21 protein-coding genes and 1 pseudogene are annotated in these 15,077 nt (G+C 37.4%); all 22 read right to left on the minus strand.

Annotated features, from left to right (window positions below; all coding sequences use genetic code 11):
• Positions 1 to 770, minus strand: a 770-nt coding sequence (locus HCK02_RS10830) for a phage tail domain-containing protein (RefSeq protein ID WP_167630128.1), incomplete at its 3' end; no start/stop codon positions are given.
• Complete coding sequence (locus HCK02_RS10835) at positions 770 to 3,433, minus strand: tape measure protein (protein ID WP_167630129.1); 2,664 nt, start codon at positions 3,431 to 3,433, stop codon at positions 770 to 772. The genes HCK02_RS10835 and HCK02_RS10830, both read right to left, overlap by 1 nt.
• Positions 3,426 to 4,097, minus strand: coding sequence for a Gp15 family bacteriophage protein (locus tag HCK02_RS10840; RefSeq protein ID WP_167630130.1), 672 nt, complete (start codon positions 4,095 to 4,097; stop codon positions 3,426 to 3,428). Before HCK02_RS10840 ends, HCK02_RS10835 begins: the two co-directional genes overlap by 8 nt.
• 9 nt (positions 4,098 to 4,106) lie before the next feature.
• On the minus strand, positions 4,107 to 4,532 hold the full coding sequence (locus HCK02_RS10845; RefSeq protein WP_167630131.1) for a hypothetical protein: 426 nt from the start codon (positions 4,530 to 4,532) through the stop codon (positions 4,107 to 4,109).
• Positions 4,533 to 4,575: 43 nt separating this feature from the next.
• The gene (locus HCK02_RS10850) at positions 4,576 to 4,851 is read right to left on the minus strand and encodes an Ig-like domain-containing protein (protein WP_246215584.1); all 276 of its coding nucleotides are present in this window, start codon (positions 4,849 to 4,851) and stop codon (positions 4,576 to 4,578) included.
• Positions 4,832 to 5,284, minus strand: a complete 453-nt coding sequence (locus HCK02_RS10855; RefSeq protein WP_167630133.1) for a phage tail tube protein — start codon at positions 5,282 to 5,284, stop codon at positions 4,832 to 4,834. Before HCK02_RS10855 ends, HCK02_RS10850 begins: the two co-directional genes overlap by 20 nt.
• Before the next feature lie 3 nt (positions 5,285 to 5,287).
• Entirely contained in the window at positions 5,288 to 5,686 is a 399-nt protein-coding gene (locus HCK02_RS10860) for a phage tail terminator protein (protein WP_167630134.1), read from the minus strand.
• Positions 5,683 to 6,012, minus strand: coding sequence for a minor capsid protein (locus HCK02_RS10865; protein WP_167630135.1), 330 nt, complete (start codon positions 6,010 to 6,012; stop codon positions 5,683 to 5,685). The genes HCK02_RS10860 and HCK02_RS10865 overlap by 4 nt, the downstream gene beginning before the upstream one ends.
• The gene (locus HCK02_RS10870; protein ID WP_167630136.1) at positions 6,012 to 6,356 is read right to left on the minus strand and encodes a putative minor capsid protein; all 345 of its coding nucleotides are present in this window, start codon (positions 6,354 to 6,356) and stop codon (positions 6,012 to 6,014) included. The genes HCK02_RS10865 and HCK02_RS10870 overlap by 1 nt, the downstream gene beginning before the upstream one ends.
• Positions 6,353 to 6,748: a head-tail connector protein gene (locus HCK02_RS10875; protein WP_167630137.1), complete on the minus strand. Its 396-nt coding sequence runs from the start codon at positions 6,746 to 6,748 to the stop codon at positions 6,353 to 6,355. The genes HCK02_RS10870 and HCK02_RS10875 overlap by 4 nt, the downstream gene beginning before the upstream one ends.
• A 12-nt stretch (positions 6,749 to 6,760) precedes the next feature.
• Positions 6,761 to 7,003 (minus strand): annotated as a pseudogene (locus HCK02_RS10880) (Ig-like domain-containing protein); the annotation flags it as partial.
• A 17-nt stretch (positions 7,004 to 7,020) separates the two neighbouring features.
• Positions 7,021 to 7,881, minus strand: coding sequence for a capsid protein (locus HCK02_RS10885; protein ID WP_167630138.1), 861 nt, complete (start codon positions 7,879 to 7,881; stop codon positions 7,021 to 7,023).
• A 2-nt stretch (positions 7,882 to 7,883) separates the two neighbouring features.
• Positions 7,884 to 8,453, minus strand: coding sequence for a phage scaffolding protein (locus HCK02_RS10890; protein WP_167630139.1), 570 nt, complete (start codon positions 8,451 to 8,453; stop codon positions 7,884 to 7,886).
• A gap of 89 nt (positions 8,454 to 8,542) precedes the next feature.
• A complete protein-coding gene (locus tag HCK02_RS10895) occupies positions 8,543 to 9,694 on the minus strand; it encodes a phage minor capsid protein (protein WP_167630140.1) in 1,152 nt (383 codons plus the stop codon).
• A 5-nt stretch (positions 9,695 to 9,699) separates the two neighbouring features.
• The gene (locus HCK02_RS10900; RefSeq protein WP_167630141.1) at positions 9,700 to 11,256 is read right to left on the minus strand and encodes a phage portal protein; all 1,557 of its coding nucleotides are present in this window, start codon (positions 11,254 to 11,256) and stop codon (positions 9,700 to 9,702) included.
• 12 nt (positions 11,257 to 11,268) lie between these two features.
• Positions 11,269 to 12,573 carry a PBSX family phage terminase large subunit gene (locus tag HCK02_RS10905; RefSeq protein WP_167630142.1) on the minus strand — a complete coding sequence of 435 codons (1,305 nt, stop codon included), beginning with the start codon at positions 12,571 to 12,573 and terminating at the stop codon, positions 11,269 to 11,271.
• On the minus strand, positions 12,566 to 13,054 hold the full coding sequence (locus HCK02_RS10910) for a terminase small subunit (RefSeq protein WP_167630143.1): 489 nt from the start codon (positions 13,052 to 13,054) through the stop codon (positions 12,566 to 12,568). The genes HCK02_RS10905 and HCK02_RS10910 overlap by 8 nt, the downstream gene beginning before the upstream one ends.
• Before the next feature lie 43 nt (positions 13,055 to 13,097).
• Positions 13,098 to 13,310, minus strand: a complete 213-nt coding sequence (locus tag HCK02_RS10915) for a hypothetical protein (protein WP_167630144.1) — start codon at positions 13,308 to 13,310, stop codon at positions 13,098 to 13,100.
• Positions 13,311 to 13,628: 318 nt separating this feature from the next.
• Positions 13,629 to 14,204, minus strand: a complete 576-nt coding sequence (locus HCK02_RS10920) for a sigma-70 family RNA polymerase sigma factor (RefSeq protein WP_167630148.1) — start codon at positions 14,202 to 14,204, stop codon at positions 13,629 to 13,631.
• A gap of 93 nt (positions 14,205 to 14,297) precedes the next feature.
• A complete protein-coding gene (locus HCK02_RS10925) occupies positions 14,298 to 14,450 on the minus strand; it encodes a DUF3954 domain-containing protein (protein WP_167630145.1) in 153 nt (50 codons plus the stop codon).
• A 66-nt stretch (positions 14,451 to 14,516) separates the two neighbouring features.
• Positions 14,517 to 14,717, minus strand: a complete 201-nt coding sequence (locus tag HCK02_RS10930; protein ID WP_167630146.1) for a hypothetical protein — start codon at positions 14,715 to 14,717, stop codon at positions 14,517 to 14,519.
• Positions 14,718 to 14,774: 57 nt separating this feature from the next.
• Positions 14,775 to 15,077, minus strand: a 303-nt coding sequence (locus HCK02_RS10935; RefSeq protein WP_208970472.1) for a helix-turn-helix domain-containing protein, incomplete at its 5' end; no start/stop codon positions are given.

Consider the following 15,077-nt stretch of genomic DNA (forward strand, 5'->3'; position numbering starts at 1 on the left):
TCATTCATGCCGGGAGCCAAAGAAATCAACCCTAGATTGGTCAGGCGTCCGCACCGAATTCCGTTTTTATAGATTTTAGATCCATCAATGACAACCGTATCTGTATCATACAAGCGTTCATTGTCATTGAATTTGAACATTTCCCCAGTTGTTCTATTCGTAAGCTTAAAACCGCCTTGGGAATACGTCTGAATAGTTATTTTCAGCTCATGCATTCTTGGGTTGATTTCAAAGCTGCCGCCGTTGTAAATCTGAATATGGTTCTTGGTATGGATATACTGATGATCCTCAGCAAGCACACCTTGCCCAATCTGCCATTCTTCCGATTCTAGAGTGAAAGGACTCAAAGTTGTTCCTAAAGACTCACTATGTCCCGGAAACACTTCAAAGTTCAAAGTGAATTTAGAATTCCCTGCGCTATACCTTTCTGCTTCAAACGGAACGGGATGAACAAGATAGCGTTTCCCCGGTGTCTTACTATGCCATAAGTAATAGGGATCTCTTATAAAAAGGTCTTCAAAGTATTCATCTAATTTCACATGATAGTCTTGATTATCATGTGTATAAAACCTACATTCCAGACTAATGACAAAGGTATCAAAAACACTTCGCGTATCTTTGTTTCCGTCCGAATACTGGTAGTTAACATAGTTTGTTTTGATTTGGGGGCTTTGTCGCTTCACTTCAACAATACGTAATTTGTATTTTTGGTTTAAATGTATAGTTTGCTTTGGTTGAAATAAATAAACATCTGTTTCTTGATTCGACATCATAAAACCCCCAATCCGTAATTAACCACACGTGATTTTCCACCTAAGTTTTGATTCGTATTTTCAGCAATAACCTCTCCATCTAGACCAACATATACATTTGTATCTTTTGCGATGAGCTGATCTAGTTTTCTATTCATGAGAGAAACGCCGCTTGCAGTTTTATCATTTTTCAAACTTGCAACAACGCTTCCTGTTATTGCTCCATTTTTCATTCCGCTAATACCGATAGATGCTTCAGCGCTATATTTAGGTAAATTCAAAGCATTTTGCATACTTCTATCAATTTCTCCTGCTATTCCAGAGACTGTTTTTTGAACAGTTGAAAATTGATCTTTTAACCCACTATTTAAACCAATCATGATGGCTTTACCAGCCGGAATTAGCAACCTCTTATCGTAAGAAATTGGACCTTTATTCTTTTTAATCCAATCTGTGATACCTCCAACAAATTTCTTTCCGCCTTCCCATGCGCTTTTCATTCCTTTTAGAAAGCCGCCTATAATTTTCTCACCGGCATCTATTAATGAATCTGGCACGAAAACGCCTATAATCGCCTTAATTAATTTCCCTGCTGCCTTTTTAACTGGTTCTTGATGGTTTTCAATCGATTCAGCTAATCCATTTATCAAATCCACAGCAGCATCAAATAAACGATCCGAAGCTTGAACAATACCAGCTACAATTTTATCAACTAAGTCCATTCCTGCATCTACAATATCATGAATTTTATTGCCTATTCCTTGAAGGAATTTAATGATTAAGTTAACACCAGCATTTATGATGTCTCCGATTTTATTCGCTATGCCGTTGAGAATACTCACAATTAACTTTGTTCCAGCGTTGATTACGTCAGGCATCTTCGTTGCTAGCGCGTTCAAAAAATTAACCATGATTTCAATTGCTTTAGTTGCTATTTTCCCAATATTCGCAGCTATGCCAGCAAGAATGGATAGAATTATTTGCATCCCTGATGCGACTAATTGTGGCATTGCATTTGCTAAAGAAATTAAAAAAGTCGTTATTATATTTAAAAAAGTTGTTATAATTAATGGTGCCGTAGTACTTAGGACTGTCAAAAAACCAATTATCATATTTGAAAAAGTTGTAACAATGATAGGAATATTTGTGTTAATCACAGTTAGAAAACTAACTATCATATTTGCAAAACCTATACCTACAGCAGTCATTGTAGGAACAATCGCATTCATATTGGCGGTAAGAAGTATAAAAGCATTAATTAAAAGAGATAGCCCTACACTTGCAGCGGCAATAGAAAGACCTATAGCGGTAACAGCAGCACCAAACACTCCAATACCCACAGCATTAGCTGTTAATGCTGGTCCAAGCAATGCAAACACACCAGCAAGTGCCGCAATCGCTACAGTAACTGCTGTGACAGCAATAACACCATTTGTTCCAGTCTCTGCTAGCTTTTGGATTGCTAAAACAAAAAATGAAATTCCTGCAGTTGCAGCACCAATGCCTATCCCGATCTGTAATACTGTCCTTCCTAAACCACCGATTCCTGAGACAGAAGTTTTAGCTGCGCTCCCAATTGAAGAAACCCCTTTGCCTAATCCCGGTGCTAGCTTTGAAAGTGATTTGAAAGGATTTACTAACTTACCAACAACCGAACCAATGCCTGAAAACATTTTTCCAACAACAGAAAAGCCTAAAAGTACGCCAATTACTCCTGCAGCGACACCTCCATATTTTTTTAATCCATCAGAATTTTGTTTAATAAAATTTGCTATTTTTTCTAAATAAGGGGTTGCTTTATCAATGCCTTTTCCAATAGCCTCAAAAGTAGCATTTATAACTCCTTTCAAACTATCTATATTCTGTGCGATACTTTTACCTGTCAGTTTTTTAACCAGAGTATCTAGTTTTTCGATAATATTAGCAACACCCTTAGAAATAGAGTTTCTTAAGTTCCCAAAACTTGTCCCGATTCCTAAACTATTTTCTTTTGCTAGTTTTGCAAGCATTCCAGTACCCGTTCCAAGTTTAATTAGATTATTTTGGAAATCATCAAACGTTACTTTTCCGCTCTTAAGCGCTGCATATAAATCTCGTTGTGCTGATTTACCAGTATAGCCCATTGCTTCTGCTGTTTTTTGAAGAGCAAGAGGCATTGTTTCTTGTAAGGTTTTCCAAGATTCCAAATCAACTTGACCAGTTGAAAGCATTTGATTATATTGTTGCATACCACGACTAGCATCATCTGTACTCGCTCCACTTGCTAGAAAGGCGTTATTTAACGCTAAAACAGTGTTTGTTGATTTGTCTAGGTCACCAGTAATAGCCGTCATTTGTTGCGTGCTAGATACAACATCATCAAGCTTGGTTGGTAAACCATCAATACCATCAGAAAGCTTATTAATACTTTTCTTTGAATCTTCCGCAGAAAATCCCAACGCTTTCATAACTTTTGGAAACTTTTGCATGGTATCAAAACGGCTAACCGCATCGCCTATAGAACTTTTTAGAACATTAAAAGCAGCACTTGCTATTTTAACAAGCCCCATCGCTGCTACCATATCGCGGATGCTTTTTCCTGCTGATTTTGATCCCGTTTCAAGCCCTTTCATTCCCTTAGCTGCGCCATCAACATCTTTCCCATTCACTTTGACATCAATAATGATTTGACCATCAGCCATTCATAACACCGCCCTCCTTTTCTAGCTGCTTAAGCGCATATTCTCGTTTTTCAGCAAGATCCATGCTTTCAAAATCCACATCATTTTGCGAGTGCTCAAGCGCAAACATCGCTTGTTGTTCTTTAAGAATTTCCTTCTGCTCCGCCGTCATGTCTTTTGTGACTTTTTGTTGTCGAATATGGACCACTCTTTTAAACATGGAATCATCACTTAGTGAAACTAGAAGTGCATTAAATTCATACCAATGCATCTTTCCTTGTTCATGAAATAAATTGATATTATAGTAATACAAAAAAGACGCGAAAATATATTCAGCGTCTTGTTCCAAACTATAATATTGTGTTTTTGGTTCTCCCTCGATTGGCTCACCTGCTAAATCAAGTTTTTGTTTTTGTTTTTGTTTCTTTCCTCTCGCTATCACTTTCTCCATGATATTCTTGTAAATTTCAACTTGCTTCATTAAATTATCTTGAAAAGGTAATTCTTCTCCGTCGTTTCGAATGAACAATAAATCTAAGCAAACAAAAAGACGGCTTAAATCATCAATCTCTTTGTCATTAATGACTTTAAACACAAGCAAAATATTATCAAATGATAAATCTAACTCGTATTCTTTCCCGTCAATCTCCACACTGCTTTCTAATTTTTCAGCAAGAGAAAACATTCTCTTCACCTACTTTTTAGCTTTTTTCGCTTTTAAATAACTTTGTGCTTTTTCAGATTGCTTCTTTCCTGCTTTTTCTCCTAGTTCTTCTAATTCCTGTTCTAGTGCGCTGTTTAGCTTTGCAAGGATGAGCGTAAGTTGTACAGTTGAAGGAACTTTTTTATAAATTTTCTCAAAGGTTCCTTTTCCGAGAAGTTCATCAAAGCTCAATTTAAGAATAATAGCCGTCTTTTTCAAACTTTCATCCAATATCTCTTCTGTAATGCCATCTAGTTCATCTTCAAATTCGCTGAAATCAAATTCAGAAATTTTTTTATTCACGATATTATCGAGATCAACCAAGCTCTTAATATGCTCATCGGATAGATCAAATTCAAATTCTAATCCTGCAATTGTTACTGGAATACCTGCAGATTGTTCAATTTTAATAGCCATTTATTTCCCCTCCATAATTAAAAACCCCCAAAAAGGGGGCTTTCTATTTACTACCCGTAACAGTTATAGTCACGTCAGCTTTTACCGTTGATTTCTCTTTACTAGTAACCGTAATGGTTGCTGTACCTGCGGCTACTCCTGTAACAACACCTGCAGCAGTAACCGTTGCAACGGCTTCATCACTTGATGAAAAAGTAATACTTTGATCGGCTTCAGGCGGCTCAACTGTTGCTGTAATGTTTACAGTACTACCAACCTCAACCGACTTAGTGACACTGTCCACTGTAACGCTGGACGGCTCAGGCGCTGGGTTTCTCATCTTTCGGCATGCCATTAAAGGTCACAGTAAATTCAAATTCTGAACGCGTATTTGCGTCTCCGCCGAACATTTTAGGTTCTGAAATTGTAGCTAATCCAGAAAGAACTCGCCCGTCTGGCTCAGTAACACGAAACGAACAAATACGATCTGTAGACGTTAATTTATCACGTACAAATTCAAGCGCTGGATCACCATATGCACGATGACCAGAAAATTCGTGCCCCAAACTTGTATTTGTTACCTCTTTTTCAGACGAACCATTTCCATCGTAATAAGAATAATCTTCCGTATCTTCATCCGTTGATGGGTCAACCGTTTGCACACCCTTTGCAAGTGGCATTAAGCTCGTTTCATCAAATTCTCCTGTTTCTGAAACGGGACCAATCTCATGTGTTCTCAAAAAGTTTTTTAAATAACCTGTTTTGGCTACCATTCTTTATTCCTCCCTCGGTATCATTAAATTCGCTTGAATCGTCAAACTATAAAAAAAGAATCCTGCTTCGTCTTTTCCAACGAAATAAGATTCACTTACAACAGTAATTTCATTAAATACATAACTATTATTTAGGCTTGGGATATCTTGTTTTTCTTGTAAATAAGTGGACAAGCTATCTAACAGCAAAATGGTTTGTTTTTGATCTTTCGTTTTTATACTGAACTCATAATTTAAGCCTTTATCCACTGAACCATCATAAAATGATTCTATGATTTTTCCACCCGGTAAGGCGTATAGAGCGATAGAATCCGCTGCATCCAATTGTCCTATTTTAAGTGGATAAGCAAGTTCCAGCTTCTCACATTCCTCTTTTAAACGTTCAATAAAATCTAATGTCATAAGCTAGCCCCTTTCTTAAATGCTCTTATCCAATCGTTCATAAATAAAGATTTGCCTTTTAAGTCCCACCTCGGGCCCGTTCCAGACGTTGTATACTTTGAAAATTGGATATAGAACATTTTAGCAGCATAAGGGGTATTCCAAATCAACTGAGAGCCATCAAAAGAAACATGTCCGGTCCCTCTTAAGTGATAATCTTTAGCAGGTACAAACTGGTTCATATCAGCAAGCATCTGATTACTCATCATATAGCGCCCTCTATTTATGTTACTTTGGCTCAGCTTTTTTATAGCTCTCGAAAGATCTATTTTTACTGAAACTCTCATTAAATCACCTCAAGTTCGTAACACCAAACTTTATTTTCAAAGGGTTCTTTTACCGGAATTACTTTTTTTATAATGCCTTCTGAACCATCACTAAACATTACTTTAGACTGTTTTTTGAAATCTAGAAAAGGGGTCGTGCGTTCTGCATAGCAAAAAACAACAGCTGTATTTTGGCTAGCCGTTTCTTCTTTACTTCGGCTGAAACTAGATTCTCTATCTATTCGAACATTTGTAATTAGTACCAGTTCTTTATAAAGCTCTTTACTATAATCGTCAGTTCCTTCGTACTCTAGATACTCAAAAGAATCTACTAGTATTTTTTTTGGCACTCGCACTACACTCATGAGCATACACCCCTATAAAAAAGACCCGTTCCTTCCAAATAAATATAAACATCGTCAGAAAGAAGGGACTTGCTTTCATTTTTTCCTGTTGCACTATAATTTGATGCAAAAGTCAATGACGTACGCCCCATAGACAGGTTTTGTGGCATGTTATTAAGTCCTTCGCTTGTTGTTTCACCCGTTTCAACAAAATAATGCATTTGACAGGCTACAGCCTGTTTAAAAGCATTTTTGCGAAATTCGTAATCTTTTTCTAGCTCATTAAATACGTAAAATCGGCGAGTGACATTATCAAGAACAGCACTCGCCTTATTTAATAGATTTGTGAATTCTGGTTCATTTAGAGAATCATAACCCATTTGTCGATATTCTTCATTCGTTAAATAAGCCATTCCACCCCTCCTCTACTTCGCAGGCTCATTCACCGTCACATCACAAGTAGCTGTTAAACCGTTGGATGTTGTTGCTGTAATCGTTAATGTACCTGCTGCAACAGCTGTAACCTTTCCTTGAACGGGTGTAACTGTTGCAATCGTAGTGTCGCTAGAAGCGAATTGAACAGATTTATCTGTTGCTTCTGGTGGAACCACTGTAGCGGTTAAAGTATCAGTTCCCCCAACCTCAAGAGTTAACGCCGTTTGATTAAGCGTTACCTCTGTGGGGGTTACGCTTTTGGGGCAATAGACACATAAAGCGCTTTTTTAGCATTGTCGAATACAATCGCATCATAATAATCGAGTCCTTTAATCGTATCCCGGTAGCCATTTCTGTCTTGTGAAGCCGGTACAGTGTCAACTGTCCCGTATTTAACGATAGGAGCAATGGCTGTTAGCGGGGTGATAATAAAATTGATTGTATCTTCAATTTCTAAGCCGCTGATACGATCTTTCGAAACTTTAAGAATTGGAACGCCTCCATCAATTTGTGCAACTGTCCGATTAATACCATTGATAGCCATTTCATTCGTTGTAAACGTTTTGCTGACTCCTGTTGCATTTTTTAACAGTCGATAAGTAGCTGCAGAAACAAACATAACATATCCACCCGGCACTTCATTGTCTGTCATATATTCTTCTGCTTTATCATAGGCATCTAGAATGTTATCTTTTGTTAGAGCTTCAGATTCTTTTTTTTCAGCATTGTCATACATGACTTGTACAGCCACTTTATCACGGTGAGGAACACTGATTAAGCGCTTGTGCTCTGTGACAATGTTATTAATTGTGAGTGCGGCACTTTCCGATTGGTCAAGTTGATCAACATCATAAGCAAACCAATCTTCGTGAGTTAGTTTAATGGTTTCCTTTTCAATATTAACAGCATTACGTGCATTATCTTGATTACGCAAGTATTTTGTTGCTTCTACAAATCCACTCATTTTATTTACACGTACTTCATTAACACCGACAAAGTCCGCCGCTGTAATGCTTTTAGCGCCTTGTGTTAGGACGTCCCAAACTTGAGACCCTGCTCGAAACTCCTGATCAATTGTTGCTACATCCTTTGAATCTAATACTACTGGCATAATTAATCACCTAATCTTTCCTGAATTTTTTGTAAGATACTACCACCTTCTGGAACAGATCCCGAAGGATTCCCACCAGCCACAATAGCGGGTGTTGGATTTGGTTTTTCTTTCTCTTCTGCTTTCTGAAACAAGAAAGCTTTATTTTCTTTAAGTGATTCTAGTTGTTCGCTGAATCCTTGCAACTTTCCACCAACCACTTTAACTGTTTCTTTATCAATTTGACCTAACACAATCTCTTCATCAAGTGCATTAGCTTCTTTAAGAGCTAACTTAATCGCAAAATCTTTTTCTTGCTGAACAAGCTTTTCTTGCGCTTGCGTCTCTGATTCTTTCATTTTATTTTGAAGGTCATTTAATTGGTTGGTTAGTTCCTCGTTGTCAGTTGCGGATTCTTTTAATTTTTCTAATTCGGATTGATTGGTTTCTAACTGTTGCTTAACTGAATCACGTTCATTCTCCGCGGCATTTAAACGCGTATTCAAGTCTGTTACAGTTTGACCATGTAAAGACATGATTTTGTCAATGTTCTCATCACTCAATCCCAATTCCTTTAGTTGTTCTCGTTTCATTTTCTACACCCTTTCGTTTTTTTACGTGGCAACGACCACGAACGGATTAAACAGTTTAACGCCATATTCAGGGCAAAATAAAAAGCCCGTTAGGACTTATTAACCTCTTTCAAAATGGTTTCTTTTGGTGTAACTACCTTTTCACGTTTATAGTTACGGCTTAATTGACTAGCATCTGCCTTCTTCAATAACTCACGCATTTGTAACTGCTGAGCTTTAAGAAGTTTCGTATAATGGTCAAGTTTATCCGATCCAAGCGCTTCTGTGATGACAATGTTCTTTTTCGTTTTGCGGATTCTTCGTTCAATCGCTCGTTGTGCTTGCCTCATTTTATACCGCTTTTCAATCTCTTCATTATCATATTGGGGCTGATTGTTTGTATTGATGCCCGGAACAAAAGCAATAATACGATGCCTACAATTAATGCCAAGTGTTCCCCCAGCCCGTCCATATCCAAATTCATAAATTGACGGGTAGCCGCTATCTGCTTGGCTGATGGGGCGAATATCTAGCACCCGTCCTTGACAACTTGCGCAACGAGGTGCAGCATCTACAACTGATGTCATAATGACGGTATAAACATCATATTCCGCCATTCTTGATGTCGTCATTTTATTATAGGTGTTGTTAACTGTCGATCTAAGAACAGTATCAACGTACCTTTCTAGCGACCACGTATGTCCTCCTTTATCAACAAACCCGCTATCTATCCCTTTATCAGCCCATTTTAGAATCGTCTCTTCTAAAGCTTTCTGGTGTGTCTGAACGCCACTCAAGACTTTAGCAGTGGTTTCATTGATAATGCTTTCATACAATCGAGCTACCGAACCCTTTCCATATTGCGTTGTAAGAAGTGTTTGATTGACTAAATTATCCATTTCTAGCCATGTTTGATTAAAATACCCAGTTAATACATGGTCTAAATCATTGGGAAGCGGCTTAGAATCAAATACTTTCCCTAACTGCTTATCAACATTACGCACAGCGCCGTATCCTGCTTCTGAGATGATTTTTTTAATCTCGTCAACTGAACGTCCTGAAACCTTAGAAAGCTCTTTCAGCGTGCTTCTGTTGAGCATGTTAAGCTGTGCGAGCTTTTCTACTTGCCATTCTAATACATGAACATTGCCTTTTACTTTTAACCGTTTAGCAATCTGTTCAAAGATTTCTACTTCTAAAGCTCTGTAAATTTCCACAACATTCGAAGTATATAAATCTAATTGAAGGGGTGTGATAGACATTTATATCACTCCTCTTCTCCTAATAGGCTCATTTCTGCGGCTGATTGTTGCAATTCTGGATTTCTTTGCAAAGATTGATCTGTGATCTCTTGAATCCATTTTCGTGCTTTTTCTTCTGGCACATCAAAAACACGTTGAATAATTTCCACATCTGGAATCAGTCCAAAAGTTCGCGCTTTGCCGTAGTAATCAAGAAGTGCGTTTTTATCTGTGAATACTCCATCATCGAAATCAATACCAATATCTTCAAAGTTTGGAATTTCACCACTGTAAAGAGCTTTCCCCTCTGTTGTAATCGTCCCTTGTGCTAACTCAAGAATGCTAATAATTAACCCTTTAATAAATTTTTCTATTTCGGTCAAGTGGTTATTTCTAGTTCTAAACGTTGCTGAATTCTCACTAACAACCTCTGTTGCTGTTTTTACACTTTTCCCATCAAAGCTAAATGTTCCAACGCTCAACTTTGTTTGTGTTTCTAGCGTCTTGAAAAAGTGGTTAATTGCAGAAATATATTGTTCTGTCCGTATATCATGTGTAATGTCCTTTATCGACATATCGTCCATATCCATTTTCAGACCAACAAATACATTTGATTCATCATCAAATACTTGTTTATTTGTAAGGTTTTCATCGCCAAGCTCGTTGATTTCATTTCTTAGAAAATGGTCACTTACAATGACCTTCCTTTGACCCATTTTAATTTCCCAATTAAACTGATCAAATGTATCGTTGATTTGTCGAATGGTTCCAATCGAATTATCACACAATCCTAATCCGAGCGGGCTATAAGGGTTTAGGTTATTGAAACCAGCAGGCTTTAAATATGAAAAATTGGGACGAGATAAACCTGTTATTACGCTTGTTTCTTGCAAGCCTTCGTAAAGAGTTGATAGCGGAACTTTAACCCCTACGCTTGTCTTCATTTCAGATCTATAAAGCTCATTTGTGATCTTGTATTGTCCGTCTTGCCACTCATGAAATTCAAGCAACGTATAATAAACGGTTTGGTCATTTTCTGTCTTCGTTGTTACAGATGCAATGGCTCCTTCACTAATCGCCCCTGTATTGTTTCGAAGCGGGTAAAAGGCATTTGCTAGTGCCCAAGAAAATTCGATTTCTTTTGTATTTGGATCATAATAAGGTCGCACAACTAGTCCGCCGGTCGCAAACATAGGTTCTAAATAACGAGAAAAGTTCTTTTTGAAGTCATTATGTTCGAATACATGATTAATATAATCCTGAGCATTTTTCAACTTATCTTGTGATTGTTCATTTCCAATATTAATTTCGCATTCTTCGTTAAATACAAGACTAGTCATTGTTTCAGCAACTAATTTATCCATGTTCAAAGAAATATAGTCCCGTTCTTTTTTCACACCTTGACTATTCATATAACTCACTTTCCCCCACTTATTCTCAAAGCGATTGAAAGCCGCTTGAATTCGGTTGTATTCTGATGAATCAATATTAATTTTTGGATGGTCCGTTATATTTTGTAATGAATCTATCATTCCGACGCTAGCACCTGCCTTTCTAAAAAAGTTTTTTATCCGTTCGAACATTGAAACACCTCCTTAGCCAATCAGCTTAAGCTTGCGCAAGTTATCTTTTACATAATATTGAAAAGCGTCACATGTGTGATCGTCTTCTTTTATAACTTCTGGTTTATCTGTGTTAAGCGTTTTTTCATCCCACTGATATTTTTTATGTTCTTCAATAAATATTTTGTTTGCTGGAATATCGAGATAATAAAAACGACCTTGCGCAAGAAGGTCGTGTACATTGTCGATCATATCCGCTTTTTTTGATTTCGCGACTGGATGCAATCTAATTTGATAGTCTTTGAAAAATTGGTTTCTAATACCGCCTTCCGCACTATCTATAGTGCGCATATTAATATTCATATTGTATTTTTTAGCAACCTTAACCATAAAGTCTCTTAATTCTTTTGTGAGGTCACTAGGCGCTTTTTTGTTCACTTGTCCGGATGGACTATAGTAATACGTGTCCAAAAGAATAACATTACCTTTAGCGGTCAATCCAAGAGCTAAACAAGTTGTAGCTGAAACCTGATGCCCTGTATCAATGGCAACATCAATAGCTATTAAACGATCATCCGTTGGTAGTTCTTTTAGCGAATGAAAGAGGTTCATGTTATAAACGTTATCCCCCATACCAATGACTTCGCCTAAGTACAGCCATCTATAGTAATCGTAGTCATTTTCTTTGTATGTTTCTATTAGAGCGAGTTGCTGCTCTTCTGTAAAACCTAATTCATCGTCTAAATAAGTAGAATGATGAATTAAATAGTCTTTTTTCCCTCTTAAACTATCAATCCATTCATTCACCCAGTTGTATGGATTTTTTGGCGGATTCCAGCTATAAAATATCTTGACATGATCAGCGAAAGGTGACTTTTGTCTAATGAAAGTGGCGTTCGTCTGGTCAAACACTTCATTACTCGTAAAGTTCGCCGCTTCCTCATACCACAATGCAATAACATCTCCAATTGCATTTGATTTTGTCTTAAATGGGTCATCAATACCATAAAAATAAAAAGCGGACTTTGTTTTTTTGTGGATTATTTGAAGTGGAGAAACTCTTAAAAGAAATTCATTACTAATGTTTAACATTTCTAATCCCCACTGAATTTGTCTATATACAGCGTCACGCAAATATTTATGTTGTGACATCATACAAACAACATTCACTTTATGTCCTAGTTGCGTATGCTTTTTCATTTCAAAACATACTTTTAAAGAAGCTACAGACGATTTAAAGCTACCACGCCCTCCCTTGAGCAGTATATAGGGCTCTGGGGCATTCCAGACACGATAAAAAACAGGGTTAACCATTTCCACCAGCGAAATTTTATTCATGGCTATCACCCATATTTGGAATATCATCTACAATGATCGTAGGTTCAATAGATTCATTTTCATCTTGCATCTCTGCATTCAGCTTCTCAATTTGAGCTTGTAATAATTCTTCTTGTAACTTATCCCTATTACCAGCCACATGACGCTTAACAAGCTCTTTCAATGCGGATATGCGTTGGTTGATATCAGCTTTCTTTGTTACCTTCTCATATCCATCTGCAAAACTGAGCAAAACCTCTTCTTCCAATTCCCCACGAGCAATAGAGGTTAGGGTCTGCATCGCTTCTGTATAATCCATGACACGCTTTTTTTCTAGTTCCTCTAAAGCGCTGGCAATATAGGATTTTATAGTAGGTTTTCGTAGGTTGTCTTTTGCGCTTGCTTCGGGATTTTTATATTCAGCAAGTCGAGCCGCCTCGGTCCCATTCCCACACTTTATATATTCATCAGCAAACCGCTTCTGTTTCTCTGTTAGTTTCATTACATATCACCACGCCTCCTAGTTCTCAACATAATTAAATGTTTTATTGGTTCACAAATTTTCTTAAAGTCTCACTGATTAATTTACATTTGTATTCAAATGCTTCTTCTTCGGAGAGCACCTCTAGTATTGCATTATTGACCTTTAAAGCAAACTCTCCTGATCCACTTTTTTCTGATTTTGCAATAGAAGTAATCAGCTCATAACCTTCGCCCACATAATCTTCAAATACTTTTAATACTTCTTCATCAGTCAATGCTGTCACTCCCATTTCATCTTTGGTTTAAACATAATAAAAAGCCCTGCACATCACAGGACTTTCGAATTATATATAACGTCCCCGCCTGTTGCACATTATAAAGAGGTGTGCGGAGTTCTGTTTAATTTAAGAACCTCCACGTCAGAACGTATCTGGCCCAAATCGGCAGTGGAGGCATTGACATTTAGTTTTTATAGCCGGACAAGAAGGTGTCTCTTGTCGGGACTAGTGAGCAGATACCACATACAATACTTTTTTTGATCGGTCGCCTGCTGCCCGAGTTCTCATATATAGGTGGCAGGTGTGCGACAAAAATTAGCATATTTGCATGCAAAATAAACTTTCGTCAATTTGATTCTGGATTTTTTCTTTCCCTCTTTTGAGATATTCACGGGCTGAACGTATACTTATTTCTAATTCGTCCGCAATTTGAGAGTAAGATTTTAATCTTGCGTGATGCAGTATAAACACTTCTTTTTCACGTTCTGACATTCTACACATTGCATCTTCTATTCTAATTTGATCCCATTCACTAATTTTAGCTTTATTATCTTCAAATACAAATGCATTTCCATGTTCATTTAAGAACCATTGGCGCACAGTTTCAACATCGGCAACCGAAAACTTTCTTTGTTCTACAGAGCGCCTGTGAATGGCTCTGCGTGGACTTGGTTCGTGTCCTAGTTCTAGCCAGTCGATTGTATACTTCAAACTATCGATCATGCCGTTTACTATCGTTAATGTCGCGTCTTCGTTATAAACATTTCTGATTCGTTTTTGTCCAGCTGGAGGAGGCAATGGCTTTTTTGCATTTCTAACCTTCAACAGATTAACTTTATACTGTTCAACCTCTTTTAAAGCTCCTCTGTACTCGTTAATTAAATCATTCATCAAAATACATTCCCCCCTTTCCCCTAAAATAGAAAAAGGACGCTAGAATAGGCTCATATGCCTTCTAACGTCCTTCGATTTTTTCGACCAGACTTATTTATTAAGTTTGATTGTTTCCTTGTTTTCTGCAGTGGTGGGTTTTCCGTTGTTCCAACCGATTGTCGTTTGACCAAAACCATTTTTGGGTGGCTCTATATAATGCTCTTTTCCACTTACCAGAATATAAACCCCATCTTTTCTATTCATAGCTTCGCCCCCATGTTATAATAATAACGACGACTTAGCGGGGGCGACCCTGCTTTTTTCTTTCACTCAGGATGAAGAACCGTGCGTTTTATCCCAAAGCTGTTCTGTAAAATCTTGTAAGACCGCCCATGTTTCATCTTGGACCGCGTCATCTCTTAACACGGTTAAAAGAAAACCCAAATCATTTAAATCTAAATCCCCGCCTTGATCTTCTAGTAATTCAATAGCCCGACGAAAAGATAAAGACATTCTTCTTTTTGCAACCATAAATTTACCTCCACTGTATGTTTGTTTTTCTCCATTTCTTTACACTTGTCACCTTGCTTACACATATTTTTTTAATTTTTTCTCAATCATTGCTAAAGAGGCTAATGTTTGATTGGTTAAATTCGCACATTCTGCAGCTATTTCATGCACAGCCTCTTGATTCATAATAGGCTCCATATATTCATCCCGTCCTAACAGATAATCCATCGAAACATGAAAATAATCCGCTACCTTGACAACATTATCAACAGAGGGAGTATGGGCATCCCATCTATAAAGCGCATTAAAAGATAAACCTATTTCACTAGATAAATCTTTCAACGACATTCCTTTTCGACTACATAAATATTTAATCCTCAC

This window comes from Listeria valentina, assembly GCF_011800755.1.
Taxonomy (GTDB): Bacteria; Bacillota; Bacilli; order Lactobacillales; family Listeriaceae; genus Listeria; species Listeria valentina.

Coding starts and splice junctions, on each gene's coding strand:
- HCK02_RS10835 (WP_167630129.1), bottom strand. CDS start 3,433: ATGGCTGATGGTCAAATCATTATTGATGTCAAAGTGAATGGGAAAGAT.
- HCK02_RS10840 (WP_167630130.1), bottom strand. CDS start 4,097: ATGTTTTCTCTTGCTGAAAAATTAGAAAGCAGTGTGGAGATTGACGGG.
- HCK02_RS10845 (WP_167630131.1), bottom strand. CDS start 4,532: ATGGCTATTAAAATTGAACAATCTGCAGGTATTCCAGTAACAATTGCA.
- HCK02_RS10850 (WP_246215584.1), bottom strand. CDS start 4,851: ATGAGAAACCCAGCGCCTGAGCCGTCCAGCGTTACAGTGGACAGTGTC.
- HCK02_RS10855 (WP_167630133.1), bottom strand. CDS start 5,284: ATGGTAGCCAAAACAGGTTATTTAAAAAACTTTTTGAGAACACATGAG.
- HCK02_RS10860 (WP_167630134.1), bottom strand. CDS start 5,686: ATGACATTAGATTTTATTGAACGTTTAAAAGAGGAATGTGAGAAGCTG.
- HCK02_RS10865 (WP_167630135.1), bottom strand. CDS start 6,012: ATGAGAGTTTCAGTAAAAATAGATCTTTCGAGAGCTATAAAAAAGCTG.
- HCK02_RS10870 (WP_167630136.1), bottom strand. CDS start 6,356: ATGAGTGTAGTGCGAGTGCCAAAAAAAATACTAGTAGATTCTTTTGAG.
- HCK02_RS10875 (WP_167630137.1), bottom strand. CDS start 6,748: ATGGCTTATTTAACGAATGAAGAATATCGACAAATGGGTTATGATTCT.
- HCK02_RS10885 (WP_167630138.1), bottom strand. CDS start 7,881: ATGCCAGTAGTATTAGATTCAAAGGATGTAGCAACAATTGATCAGGAG.
- HCK02_RS10890 (WP_167630139.1), bottom strand. CDS start 8,453: ATGAAACGAGAACAACTAAAGGAATTGGGATTGAGTGATGAGAACATT.
- HCK02_RS10895 (WP_167630140.1), bottom strand. CDS start 9,694: ATGTCTATCACACCCCTTCAATTAGATTTATATACTTCGAATGTTGTG.
- HCK02_RS10900 (WP_167630141.1), bottom strand. CDS start 11,256: ATGTTCGAACGGATAAAAAACTTTTTTAGAAAGGCAGGTGCTAGCGTC.
- HCK02_RS10905 (WP_167630142.1), bottom strand. CDS start 12,573: ATGAATAAAATTTCGCTGGTGGAAATGGTTAACCCTGTTTTTTATCGT.
- HCK02_RS10910 (WP_167630143.1), bottom strand. CDS start 13,054: ATGAAACTAACAGAGAAACAGAAGCGGTTTGCTGATGAATATATAAAG.
- HCK02_RS10920 (WP_167630148.1), bottom strand. CDS start 14,204: ATGAATGATTTAATTAACGAGTACAGAGGAGCTTTAAAAGAGGTTGAA.
- HCK02_RS10925 (WP_167630145.1), bottom strand. CDS start 14,450: ATGAATAGAAAAGATGGGGTTTATATTCTGGTAAGTGGAAAAGAGCAT.
- HCK02_RS10930 (WP_167630146.1), bottom strand. CDS start 14,717: ATGGTTGCAAAAAGAAGAATGTCTTTATCTTTTCGTCGGGCTATTGAA.